This window comes from Ruegeria sp. (assembly GCF_028066395.1).
In the GTDB taxonomy this organism is placed as follows: domain Bacteria; phylum Pseudomonadota; class Alphaproteobacteria; order Rhodobacterales; family Rhodobacteraceae; genus Ruegeria.
Map to the genome: position 1 here is coordinate 18,856 of NZ_JALCBM010000053.1, position 11,923 is coordinate 30,778.

Sequence of the window (11,923 nt, forward strand, 5' to 3'; positions counted from 1 at the left end):
ACGAATATGAGGCCATTTCGAGCGACTACTCGCCACGCCCGACAACTAAATTTGCTGCTTGAGAGAGAAGAGCTTGATGCGGAGGCATTTGGTGAGATTGTTGCTGAACTGAATGACTTGATGAATGCCGCAATTATCGAAGTCAAAAATAACATAAGTAATTGCCCAGAGTATTCCTGTTTACTTTGGCGCTTCCTGATAAAGGGTGGCGAAACAACATTAGCTTTAGACTGCTTTCGCATGTGTTATACAGAATCTCTTGGAGAGGATGAGGAAATGGACAGAAGGGACATAGAAAGCCTCCTTAAGAACGTCCGACATATTAACTTAGAACCGAGCGATGTAGAGCAGATTAAAAGCTTAAAATCTTTGTTTGAAGATACTTACCAAAAGAAGTTATCTATTCCTTCTATCTAAAATCGAAATTCTTTGATGCTGACCGAGTTAGTGTGACTATCCATCTGTAGCGGTAATACATTGTCCCGCTTCCAGAAATAAGCCACCACGGCCAATGACGCGGTGCTCGATTTCGAGAACGGCACACTGGCCAAACGCTGGCTGCACGGCACCCGCACCGATGAGCCGCTGGGTTTCGAGGGCTATACCGGCAGCACCGATACGGGCTCCGGCTCGGCCTACGGGCTGTTCGCCAACCGTCTCGGCTCGATCCTGACGGCGGTTTCAATCTCCACCGGAGCGGCCGCCGCCGATTACGACTATGACGCCTTCGGTAACCAGACCCAGACCGTCAACACCATCGAGCAGCGCTATGGTTACACTGGCCGTGAGCAGGATTATGAAACCGGACTCATCTACTACCGTGCCCGGCACTACTACCCGGCAACAGGGCAGTTCATCCAGCGTGATCCGATTGGATTCGCTGCGGGGGACCTCAATCTTTATGCGTATGTCGAGAACGATCCGTACCGGAGGGTAGATCCAACCGGACCAAGTTCTCAATTTACAGAGTTTAGGCGCACTGCTGGCGTTGCTGCTGCAAATGCACTTCGAGCTACTGGAAAAGTGACGCTGGGGACTCTTAGTTTAGCCGCTCTCATCGCAGAAGCTTTGGATGCCGCTGCATATCTCGCTGACTACAATGATATTCTTAATGGAAATGGTGGCAATGGTAGCGGAAAACCCGGGAAATGTCATGGTAACTCCTAGAACAGTACAAGTGCTCAGAAGGGATATGCTGGCACAAAGGGATCAGGAACAGTGGACAAGGCAGGCATTGATGGGCAGCGCGGGCGGAGTGACGGGGGACTGCGTCGTTGGTCACCTCAGCTTCGAAAATGGAAGAGATTGTATGGAGTTTCAGTCGAATTTGTGCAGATCTTTGATGTTCCCGCAGGAAAGGGTTCACGTGCCTATGCCGAGACGCTCGAAAAAGCGGTTGCCGATATCTTGCGAGATGTAATTGATAAGACTGGTTCGAACCACTTGAAGGATCGGAATATCCACAAATGCCCCTGAAGCTGAGGAACATATATGTCAGTGCAACATTGCTTTCAGATGCCAAACTAGTCAAATTAGGGGAAGTTAACAATCTGGATAATCATAGCCGGGCTGTTTGCAATTACATTTATAGAAATTTCCGGGCGCCGGAGTTTTCACAGGTCAAACCTTCGCGGTTGCTCATACTAATGGCCGTCGAACCGCGTAAAGAGGCATATCTTGGAGACGGTTGCTTAATAGCTGAAATCGACAATCATCTTGAGAAACTTCGGGATTTGCCGAGCGTAACAGAATTGGAGCCTTATGCCATTTTGGGAGAACGGCAACAACGCGTCTATTATCGGGAACCGGAGATTCATGAGTTTGTGATTAGCTGCCTTGGCGAGGGGTTGATAAAATTGGAGCAAGCCTTTGGAATTCCACGATCTCGTGTTCTGGAAACAGCTGATCAATTCAGGCACGCAGGATATAAAAACAGATGGATACATAAGACGAAGAAGCACAAACAGACAGGCTGCGTGGGCAATCTGGAATTCACACTGACCTCGCGCGCGTTTTCTGTTGATTTTGTTTTGATTCGAAACGGCGACGAGCTTTTTCGTGAGCGGATCAAAACCTGTTCTCCTGATGAAGGTGGTTGGTGGGGCCGCATCAAAGAGTTAAACTATGATCGGGGTCTCTTCTTAGTGCCGAGTGTGAATTGGAAGAAGTCACTGGCAGAGATGTTGGGTGTTTCACCCTATTCGTGGGTCGAGTGATTCGTAGCTCGATAAAAGAGGCCACATATACAAAAAGAAATGTTTTGAATGCATATGCGCATGCCAAACCCACGCGCAGTCCGGGGTGACGCTGACCGATCTGGAATAGACCTATGACCCCGACGGCCAGTTGACGGCAATCCTCGACCAGCTCGACCCGGCGCAGTCCAGGCATATCATCCTATGATGACCTCGACCGCCTGGTGCAGGTCCGTCAGGGCATCCCGCCCATCGACGGCGGCGTGCCGGTGCCGATCGAGGATTATGCCTATGACGAAGAGGGAAACCGCACCTTCTCGACCACTTGGGGCGGGTATGAGAGCAACGCCTATAACCAGCTGCTCGAGGATGACACCTACCGCTACGCCTATAACGCGCGCGGCAACCAGACCCAGACCGTCAACTCCATCAAGCAGTGCTATGGCTACCCGGGCCATGAGCAGGACTAAGAGGCCGGGCTGATCGGCGTGTCAAATCAACTAAATTCTATGCCTAAAACGCGGTTAAGTTCAGATGCGTTGATCTTACCCGAATGCTTCAACTCGTTGGCCTGATCCTGCATCGTGCGAAACCCGCGAGTACGGGCGGCCTGGACAAGCGCGTCCTTGGTTCCTCCGTCAGAAATCGTAGAACTCACGGCAGGGGTCATCTCAAGAAGTTCTGATACAACTGTACGCCCCTTGGTTCCAGAGTCTCCGCAGGTTTCACATCCAGAGCCTTGGCAGGTTACGCAAACGGTGCGCACCAACCGTTGCGACAATACACCTCGCAATGTGGCTGACAGAAGATACGGCGGAATCCCAAGATCAATGAGCCGCGTCACAGCAGAAAGTGAATCGTTGGTGTGGATTGTCGATAGCACCAATCTTCCAACAAGCGCGGCGCGTACAGCGATTTCCGCTGTCTCATGATCCCTGATTTCACCAACCATGATAACATCAGGATCTTGCCGCAAAATGGCCCGCAGCGCGCGCGCAAAGGTCATCTCGACGGCTGGCTCGACCTGTACCTGATTCACACCGGGAAGGGTATATTCGATTGGATCTTCCACCGTGACGATTTTCCGGGCGGTGGAATTCAGGCCACTCAGCGCGGTGTAAAGCGTTGTGGTTTTGCCGCTACCGGTGGGCCCCGCGACAAGGAAGACGCCGTTAGGCATGTTCGCGATGCGCTCAATCTGTTCGATGCGGGTCTGCTCATAGCCCAATGCGGCCCAATTCAGAGACACGTTTGATCGGTCAAGCAACCTGAGCACAATGCTTTCACCAAACTGCGTAGGCAGGGTAGACATTCGAATGTCGATGACACTGCCGCGCACCGAGATTTGGGCACGGCCGTCCTGCGGTCGGCGTTTTTCGGAGATATTGAGGTCAGCCATGACCTTGAGCCGGGAAATGACCGAAGCTCTCTGTCCTTCCGGCACAGTTCTGGCGGTTCGCAGATGACCGTCGACCCTAAACCGGACCGCGGCCGAACTCTCGCCTGCTTCGATGTGAACGTCTGATGCCCCCGCCCGTACGGCGTCTGAAACAATGTCGTTGACCAGTTTGATAGTTGGGCCGTCATTGGCCAAAGCATTCAAGCGTTCAATGTCAAAGTCCGACACATCCTCTTTACTTTCGCTTGCGGGATCGTTTTGGGCCAGCAATGTTTTGATCGTGGTCGGCGTCGCAATCGCCATCCGAACCGGGAGCCTCAGGTGGAACCCCACGCTTTGTATCGTTTCATGAGCCCGAGGGTCTGATGTGGCCACCAGAATGGCGCTGTCATCTTCAAGCATAGGTAGAATCTCGGCTCTTTTAAGAAAGTCCCGGGAAACGGATAGATTTTCGACAAGTTCGGGGCTGAAATCCGGCTCGGTGACAAATCTGAGATCCAAAAACTCAGCAAGTTCCTGATACAGGTCATCTTCGTCGACAAGGCCAAATTCAAGCAGGGTTTTTTCGATGGGCGTGCCGGTTTTGATGCTGGCATTTTTAGCCCGCTGGAGAGCGGTTTGTGTTATCTTTTCATTGCTCTGGAGCCATTCCAGGAATTCCGAACTGTTCAAATATGCCACAACCTGACCCCTTGTTCATAAAATTCTGTCAAAGCTTAAAGTTGTAGAGTAAACAAGAGGGATAATCAGGGCAATCAGCCTAATAAAAACGAGCGGACAAATGATTGGGCGGACATTTGGAGATGTCAAAGCCAAGCTGACCGGTTGGGCGGGCAGCTTGGTGCCAGAGTGGGCAGGTGCCATGTTTTGGGGACAACCCAAGGCTGTTCCCTTAAGGTTTCGAACATCGCATTTGAAGCGAGCCGACGACATCCTTTCGATTGACGCATTGTCACAAGAAACGCCACGGCCGGGCCGAGGCGAGGATATCGCTGTCATAGACGTTCTGGCCCCTGCGGAGTTTTTCTTTGAGCGGCGTTTGACTCTGCCACCTTCGGCCCGCGGCAAGCTGGAGGAAATGTCACTGCTTGACCTCAGAAGTCGCACGCCATTTGAATTGAATAATATCTATTGGCGGTTGGGAAAACCCATTGTTCGAGGTGATGCAATTGAGGTTTCGCAGTGGATTGTCCGGCGTGAAGACGTTGCGGGTTGGAAGCGCAACTTGAAGAAAAACGGTTTCCGGGTGCGGAAGCTGTATGTCGATAATGAAAACGCGCCAACGGCTATTGCTGATTTCTCGGACGAAATCCTGCCCGGGCGTCAAAGCTTTCGAAGGCTGAACGCCGCATTGGTTTCGGTGGCTGCACTCGCACTGCTTACCGCGTGGCTCTATCCCGGTTGGGCGGCGCGCAGTGAAACCCGCGCGCTTCAGCTTGAGTTGGAAACGCTGCGATCCGAGGCGCTTTTGGAAAGGCGCAAAGTAGAAGACATCCGGAAAGCAGAAGCGCAGAAGGCTGCTTTTGTTGATGCAGTACTTCTGAGACCTCTCCTGTTGGACACTGTGAGAGAATTGACCGTGAGTCTGGAGGATGACATCTGGGTTTCGACATTGACCTTCACCACGTCGCGTGTCGTCCTCACAGGAGAAGCAGGAAAATCCGCTGCGGAGACTGTGCTGTCGCTTGGAAAGCGTTCTGGCTTTGGCAATCCGCGTCTTAGCGGACCTGTGTCGCGTACGGCCCGCGGGTCCGAACGGTTTGAGATTACGCTCGATCTTGGAGCCACGGGTTAATGCAAAGGAAGCGCGTCATATCTGCGTTTGGCGGTCTTGCATTTTGCGGCATTGTTGCAGGGCTCATCGGGTTTTTCATCATTGCCCCGCTGAACGCCTGGAAGACCAGAGGGCTTGAGGCGCGAGCGCAAACGTTATCCGAGATACAGCGCACGCAGGCCACGATTGACCGGTTAAAGCAGCAAAGTTCCAGAATAGCCCAGAACGATGAAGGAGACTTTCTCTGGCGCGCTGAGCAAATTGGTGCGGTGACGGCCCAGATTCAAACCGCCCTTTCTGCATCAGCAGTAAGTAGTGGCATCAGCCTTAGATCAATAACGCCGCTGAAAACAAAGCGCTTAGCGTCAGTCGATGCCGCAGGGTTTCGTCTGGAGTTTGAAGCAACATTGGATCAGGTGTCAGGATTTCTGCAGCAAATCGAATACTCGTCCCCCGTGTTGCTTGTTGAAAAAGCTTCATTGCGGCAACTCAGCCGACCAGCGAGCAACCAGACACAGCCCGTTCTGAATGCCCAGCTTGAATTGATAGCCCCGATCCACCTAGAAGAGGCGGTTGCCGAATGAAGCCGCTTCTGCCTGCCCTTAGCGGGACCTCTGTACTGGCCGTAATAGCTGCATTGTCTTGCTACGTTGCGGGCAGCGTGGTGACGTCCGTTCCTGCACGATCCAGCCTGACGACCGAGGCTCAACAAATCCAACCGGAAGACCCCAACGAAGCAAATAATACTGCACGCTCTCCAAGGTCGAAAATCTACTATGCGGCAATCGTTGAGCGACCGCTATTCGCGCCAGAGCGGCGTCCTAAAACACAGGTTGCAGCGGATGATGAACAGGAACCTGCCATTGTGGCGGAGCCCGTTATGTTATCGGAACGACCGGATGTTTCCGTTCATGGTGTCATGGTGGATGCGTCGGGCAGCAAAGCTCTGATCTCCGTGGCTGAAGAGAGCCCACAATGGGCGGAACTTGGCACCAGCATCGGTGGGTGGACCGTATCTGACATTGGACCGGACTGGGTAGAGCTCGGACTGGCCACTGAAACTTTTCGATTTGAGATGTACCAATGATTATGAACTTCTGGCACCACATTCGCGCAGCTCTGATCGCGTTGAGCCTTGTGTTGGTTGCAGCTTGTGGCGACGGGAATTCTGAAGGCGGATCCAGTTCGCGGTTTCTGGCCAACAAAGACTCGGCATTCCGAGGGCCTTCTCAGACGGGAACAGACAGTTTGCGCCTGGCTTTGAACGGCCCGGCGGCCGAGCGGCGTTATCTTGGTACAGATGAGTTCTTGGCCGAAACCCGGGGCCGTCGGCAGATCGTTGAGGTGTCTGATGACGGCGCCATCACTCTCAATCTGGTCAATGTCCCTATTGAACAGGCCGCGAAGGCGGTTTTGGGCGACGCGCTCAACAAGAACTACACAATAAAACCCGGCGTTGAGGGAATGGTTACTTTGCAAACCACCCGGCCTCTTAGTGAAAGAGCTTTGCTTGAAACCTTTGAAATCGTGCTCGGCTTCAATGGTGCGGCCCTGCAGACCTCCGGGGACTTAATCACAATCGTTCCCTTGAAAGGGTCCTCCCGGCACGTCACTCCGCTTGGACAATCGCAACAAGTAGGGGCCCGCTTGATTGCTGTTCCATTGGAATTTATCGGAACCACAGAGATGGTCAGGCTGCTGGAACCAATTGTTGGCGACACTGTCGAACTCATGCCGATCCCCAATCGAAATATCATCCTGATTTCAGGTGCTCGCGACGAAATGGCTGCAGCTATTGACGCTGTGAACCTTTTTGACGTTGACGTTCTGAAGGGCAAATCGGTCGGCCTTTATCGCTTGAAAGCCGCGGAACCCGAAGCTGTCGTCGAAGAGATGAACCTCATCTTCGAGACAGAGGATGGCGGCAGCCTGCAGAATGTCGTGACCTTCATTCCCAGCAAACGGCTGTCTGCAGTCATTGTTGTCAGCACGCGCTCAACATATCTGGCAAAAGCGGAACAATGGATACGCGATCTGGACAGAACCGCAGGAGGCGCGCGCAGACGTCCCGCCGTATACAACCTGCAACATCGCATCGCGAAGGATTTGGCTCCAATCCTTGGGGACATGCTGCAGGATATTGCTCAGGCCGACGAAGCCTCTGGCGAAGGCGCGCCGCGTGTGGTTGCGGATGATGCCAAAAATGCAATCATTGTATGGGGCAACGACACAGAACAGGAGAGCTTCTCGCGCCTCCTGCAAGCGTTGGACACCGTGCCGGTGCAGGTCCTGCTGGAAGCGACAATTGTGGAAGTATCCCTCAGGGACGAGTTGAACTTTGGTCTGCGCTGGTTCTTTGAACAGGGTAATTTTGAGGGAGTGTTCACCGATGCCTCAAATGGCGGGGTTGCACCAACCTTCCCCGGCCTGTCCCTGTTGTTCCAAACCAGTTCGGCCCGCGTTGCAATCAATGCACTGGCGTCGATTACGGATGTCAACATTATCTCTTCGCCCAATCTGTTGGTTCTGGACAATCAGGAAGCACGTCTGCAGATCGGGGACGAAGTACCGATCGCAACACAGCAATCTCAGGACGTGACGAACCCGGATGCACCCATAATAAACACCATCGCGTACCGGGACGCCGGGATAATTCTGAAAGTCAAACCCAGAGTTGCACAATCCGGACAGGTGATTTTGGACATTGATCAGGAAGTGAGCAGTGTGCAGAACACAACCACGTCCGGCATCGACAGCCCAACGATTTCACAGCGCCGCGTAGAGACCAATGTTGTTGTTCATGACGGGCAAACCATCGTACTCGGCGGGCTGATCGAAGACACCCGGACCCGCACAGATACGAAGGTTCCGGGTGCTGGCGATATTCCGGTCCTCGGTGCGTTATTCAGAAACCGTGAGGACAATGTTGGCAAGCGTGAACTGCTGATCCTGATTACGCCAAAAGTCGTCCGAAACGGGCAAGAGGCAAAATCAATCACCGATGAACTGCGAAGTCGGATTTCCGGCGCAAACGGGTTGCTGAGGAAAGGCATTCCGTCTCAGTCCGTTGGCCATAGGATCACCGATTAAGGGACGAAAATCATCTTTCTGACTGGAGAACGTCAACGTGCCGCGCTACTCATATGCCGCATATAACGGTTTGGGAAAGCTCGAGAAGGGTGAGTTTCAGGCTGCGGATGAATTGGCGGTATTGAGCGCGCTTGCCGGACAGGGTCTGCAACCTGTCTCAATTGAAGAAGGTGCTCTCAAGCTGCCTTGGTGGCAAAGGGATATTTCGTTTGGGTCAGGTGATCCCAAAGCGTCTCCTGTTGCGCTGGAGCATTTTTTCCAGACCCTATCGGGCCTTCTGGAAGTCCATCTGCCCTTGCGCCAGGCACTTCGGTTCTGTGCTGAAAATGTCAAAGACAAACATATGGCCCAAACTGTGTCGCGTCTTGAACAGGACGTGGCCGATGGCAAAACGCTGGCTCTTGCGATGCGTGAAACGAAAGGTTACTTCCCGGACCGCCTGATCACCATGATCGAGATTGGCGAGGCAGCCAACAATCTGCGCAGTGTTACCGCCCGTATCGCGGCAGGGCTGGAAAGTGAGGCGAAGCAGCGGCGGGAAATCCGGTCCGCGATGATCTATCCTGTGATCCTGATCCTGATGTCCCTGTTCGTGACGGCTCTGCTGGTCTTCTATCTGGCGCCCACGCTGGTTCCGGTTTTCGACAACGCGGAGTCCGATCCGCCGTTCATCCTTGGCGCCATGACGAAACTGCGCGATCTGCTCGTCGACAAGTGGCTTGTGACTCTCGTTCTGTGCGTCGTGGTGTTTGTTTTTTGGCAGGTCGTGAAGGCGCGTATCAAGACAGCGTGCTCTCCGCTTCTTCTGAAGCTTCCTGTCATCGGGCGATATCTGCGCATCTCGGAAACTCTGAAAATCCTGGATGCTATAACCATGATGTTGTCCAGTGGGTCAACGCTTCCTCGCGCGGTGGAAACCGCGCGGCAGGCGACCGGACAAGATACATATCGGGATCTTCTCGCACAGTCAGAAGAACGGATAGTCGCTGGTGACACGCTTTCATCCACGTTCGGATCAACATCTCTGATAGACCCCATGACGGTCGCCATGATCGAGGCCGCCGAAGCATCGGACCAAATGGTTCAGGTTCTGGACCGCCTCGTCACTGATCTGCGCATGAGAAGCGCTCAGATCCGCGCGCAATCCGTTCGATTGATTACACCCATCCTGACGCTGGCCATTGGGCTTGGCGTTGGCGGTGTCATCATGTCCACCATCTCTGCCATCATGTCGCTGAACGATGTTGCGTTCTGACAGCCCCTTACGTTCGCCAGCACGCGCTCCGGGCACGGCGGGGTATTCGCTGTTCGAGGTTCTGGTCGCTTTATCCATCCTTGCGATGGTGGTCGCCGTTTCTGCTGCGGCGTTTCGGCCACCATCGGATGAAATGAAATTGAACCGACAGATTTCCGAGCTTGCTTCGCAGCTCAGCGACGCACGTTTAAGGGCCATCAGGTCCAACCAGGCAGTTGGGATCGAATTCGTAAATTGTGATGGTGAGCCAATAAACTGGGACTTGTTTCCGGACGGGACAGCGACAGGGGGCGAGATGTGCCTGGCAGCAGGCAATCGACGCGAATCCCTCATTCTGTCCCCTTTGACGGGGCAAGTTTCAAGGAGTACCCATAGTGAATAGGAGGGCAGGGTATTCGTTGTTTGAGGTATTGATCGCTTTTGCGGTCATGACGATGGTACTGTCTGTAGTTCTGCCGCGTCAGGCAGAGTTTTTGGAACGCTCAACGGCAAGCTCAAAACGAGCCGCTGCTGCAGATGTCATATATTCCAGACTAAGTGAGCTGGGCGTCGCCCGATCGCTTTCTCTCGGCGAAAGCACAGACCGGGTCGGGGATTGGATGCTGTATCAACACATTACACCTTACGCGGCGATCGGTTCTAACATTGATTTGGCAGAAGTCGTGATTGAAGTCACAGACAAGGCTGGGAATGTACTTTTTCGGACCACGGAAATTCGAGCGTTGAAATGAACACGCGTTCTGGCCTTAGCTTGTTCGAACTTCTAATTGCGCTGGCATTGCTTGCCTTAATCGCTGTGGGGTTATCCGGAGCACTCGGTTTTGCCATAGCGGTCTATGATCGCGCGCGTCTGGACCCGGAGCAAAGCGAGCGGGTTGCTTTGACAGCACGCTTGCGATCCTGGCTAACCAACGCAGCTCCGCCGGCTGGAATTGCGCCATACCCTATTGATTTTATTGGGGATGAAAAGCGACTGGAGTTTACCACAATCCATAGCAAAGGATTTGCTCCGGAAGCAGCTGCTCTGAGGATTCTTGTCGAAAATGATGCGGGTAATCTTGTGGGCACCATTTCTGAGATGAATGATGATGGGGAGGTTTCTGTCGTTCACACGGTAATCATTGCTCACGACATTAATCCGACGTTTTCGTATTTTGAAGTTGACCCGGACGACCCTAGCTGGAGTGGAACTTGGTCTGACGTGGCTCGATTGCCGGACTTGGTGAGAATAGAAGGCGCGAAAGGTGATGCTGCAGCTTGGCACACTTTCATAGTTAAGCCACTTCTTTATTAGACGTGATGCGAAAGGGTTTTGTTGCAAAGATTAGAGTCCGTTGAGTTGTTTCAGCAACCGCTTGTGCGTCAGGTGGCGAGCTCAGCGAACTGCTGAAATGAGCAGAGTCCGGGGGTGATTTGACCCTTGCGGATCATGTGCGCCACTTCTATTCCGTCGAGCGTTGCCGCCGCTGAAGCAAAGGCCTTGAACCCCAGCATTGGCCGCGTGCGTCTCTTAATGAAACGGTAGTCCTGTTCCACGATGTCGTTCAAGTATTTCCGCCTTACCATCTCAATTGGGATCGGGCAGCCAAAGCCTTTGAGCATTTTGTTTATGGCATTGATGCCGGCGGTGTTGGCACCGCTCTTGTCGATCACAATCTTCCTCGGCAATCCATTGATCTCCAACATCCTGGCGAAGAACTTGGTGGCAGCTGGTTTGTTGCGATGCCGTGAAAGTATGAAATCAAGGGTCTTGCCGTGTTTATCGACCGCTCGATAGAGGTAGACCCACGCGCCTTTAATTTTGATGTAAGTTTCGTCCATTCTCCACGAACGGTCAAATGGCCCTTTGCGGCGACGTGCTGCCTCAGCGATTGCACCAGAATACCGTGTTATCCATCAGTTTAGCGTGGTGTGGTCCACTGAAACATCGCGCTCGGCCATGATTTCTTCCAAGTCCCGGTAAGACACACCGAATCGGACATAGAAAATCACCGCGAACAGGATCACATCCTTCGGGTATTGAGCGCCTTTGAAGGAAATCATGAACTGACTTTCGACTGATTTTACCGAAAGTCATTCACTCGCAGCATCTGACCTAGTCAACAGCCAAAAGATTGCGACAGATCCGGAAGAACATCAGTGGAATTGATTAGCAGTTTAGTATCCACGTGTTGGAGGAAACCCTCCGACTTCCAGTCGGACCTGCTTCA

General features: G+C 53.0%; 12 protein-coding genes and 1 pseudogene. 11 read left to right on the top strand and 2 right to left on the bottom strand.

The features are described from left to right. The first annotated feature begins 6 nt into the window (after positions 1-6). From MPJ51_RS15780 to MPJ51_RS15795, 4 genes are all read left to right on the top strand, one after another. Positions 7-417, top strand: coding sequence for a hypothetical protein (locus MPJ51_RS15780; RefSeq protein WP_298388660.1), 411 nt, complete (start codon positions 7-9; stop codon positions 415-417). A gap of 102 nt (positions 418-519) precedes the next feature. Further along, positions 520-1,167 (top strand): RHS repeat-associated core domain-containing protein, encoded by a 648-nt coding sequence (locus MPJ51_RS15785; protein WP_298388662.1) that lies wholly within the window; start codon positions 520-522, stop codon positions 1,165-1,167. Positions 1,168-1,466: 299 nt separating this feature from the next. Further along, the gene (locus tag MPJ51_RS15790) at positions 1,467-2,216 is read left to right on the top strand and encodes a hypothetical protein (protein WP_298388664.1); all 750 of its coding nucleotides are present in this window, start codon (positions 1,467-1,469) and stop codon (positions 2,214-2,216) included. Between the two features lie 203 nt (positions 2,217-2,419). After that, a complete protein-coding gene (locus MPJ51_RS15795) occupies positions 2,420-2,665 on the top strand; it encodes a hypothetical protein (protein WP_298388666.1) in 246 nt (81 codons plus the stop codon). Between the two features lie 26 nt (positions 2,666-2,691). On the opposite strand, the gene MPJ51_RS15800 is transcribed toward MPJ51_RS15795, so the two are convergent. Next, a complete protein-coding gene (locus tag MPJ51_RS15800) occupies positions 2,692-4,275 on the bottom strand; it encodes a type II/IV secretion system protein (RefSeq protein ID WP_298388668.1) in 1,584 nt (527 codons plus the stop codon). 100 nt (positions 4,276-4,375) lie between these two features. Here MPJ51_RS15800 and MPJ51_RS15805 point away from each other — a divergent pair, with 100 nt between their 5' ends. The 7 genes from MPJ51_RS15805 (at position 4,376) to MPJ51_RS15835 (ending at position 11,007) form a co-directional block, all read left to right on the top strand. Beyond that, positions 4,376-5,389 carry a PilN domain-containing protein gene (locus MPJ51_RS15805; protein ID WP_298388670.1) on the top strand — a complete coding sequence of 338 codons (1,014 nt, stop codon included), beginning with the start codon at positions 4,376-4,378 and terminating at the stop codon, positions 5,387-5,389. Continuing rightward, complete coding sequence (gspM, locus tag MPJ51_RS15810) at positions 5,389-5,952, top strand: type II secretion system protein GspM (RefSeq protein ID WP_298388672.1); 564 nt, start codon at positions 5,389-5,391, stop codon at positions 5,950-5,952. The genes MPJ51_RS15805 and gspM overlap by 1 nt, the downstream gene beginning before the upstream one ends. Continuing rightward, positions 5,949-6,455: a hypothetical protein gene (locus MPJ51_RS15815; RefSeq protein WP_298388674.1), complete on the top strand. Its 507-nt coding sequence runs from the start codon at positions 5,949-5,951 to the stop codon at positions 6,453-6,455. Before gspM ends, MPJ51_RS15815 begins: the two co-directional genes overlap by 4 nt. Then, positions 6,452-8,458, top strand: a complete 2,007-nt coding sequence (gene gspD / locus MPJ51_RS15820; protein WP_298388676.1) for a type II secretion system secretin GspD — start codon at positions 6,452-6,454, stop codon at positions 8,456-8,458. Before MPJ51_RS15815 ends, gspD begins: the two co-directional genes overlap by 4 nt. 37 nt (positions 8,459-8,495) lie before the next feature. Next, complete coding sequence (locus MPJ51_RS15825; RefSeq protein ID WP_298388678.1) at positions 8,496-9,713, top strand: type II secretion system F family protein; 1,218 nt, start codon at positions 8,496-8,498, stop codon at positions 9,711-9,713. 374 nt (positions 9,714-10,087) lie between these two features. Further along, a complete protein-coding gene (locus tag MPJ51_RS15830) occupies positions 10,088-10,444 on the top strand; it encodes a type II secretion system protein (RefSeq protein ID WP_298388680.1) in 357 nt (118 codons plus the stop codon). After that, positions 10,441-11,007 carry a prepilin-type N-terminal cleavage/methylation domain-containing protein gene (locus tag MPJ51_RS15835; protein WP_298388681.1) on the top strand — a complete coding sequence of 189 codons (567 nt, stop codon included), beginning with the start codon at positions 10,441-10,443 and terminating at the stop codon, positions 11,005-11,007. Before MPJ51_RS15830 ends, MPJ51_RS15835 begins: the two co-directional genes overlap by 4 nt. A 68-nt stretch (positions 11,008-11,075) precedes the next feature. Here the strand turns inward: MPJ51_RS15835 and MPJ51_RS15840 are convergent. After that, positions 11,076-11,756 (bottom strand): annotated as a pseudogene (locus MPJ51_RS15840) (IS6 family transposase). Positions 11,757-11,923: the final 167 nt, after the last annotated feature.

Excerpts from the sequence above, each read along its gene's own strand:
- MPJ51_RS15780 (WP_298388660.1), top strand. The coding sequence starts at position 7 with ATGAGGCCATTTCGAGCGACTACTCGCCACGCCCGACAACTAAATTTG.
- MPJ51_RS15790 (WP_298388664.1), top strand. The coding sequence starts at position 1,467 with ATGCCCCTGAAGCTGAGGAACATATATGTCAGTGCAACATTGCTTTCA.
- MPJ51_RS15805 (WP_298388670.1), top strand. The coding sequence starts at position 4,376 with ATGATTGGGCGGACATTTGGAGATGTCAAAGCCAAGCTGACCGGTTGG.
- gspM (WP_298388672.1), top strand. The coding sequence starts at position 5,389 with ATGCAAAGGAAGCGCGTCATATCTGCGTTTGGCGGTCTTGCATTTTGC.
- MPJ51_RS15815 (WP_298388674.1), top strand. The coding sequence starts at position 5,949 with ATGAAGCCGCTTCTGCCTGCCCTTAGCGGGACCTCTGTACTGGCCGTA.
- gspD (WP_298388676.1), top strand. The coding sequence starts at position 6,452 with ATGATTATGAACTTCTGGCACCACATTCGCGCAGCTCTGATCGCGTTG.
- MPJ51_RS15835 (WP_298388681.1), top strand. The coding sequence starts at position 10,441 with ATGAACACGCGTTCTGGCCTTAGCTTGTTCGAACTTCTAATTGCGCTG.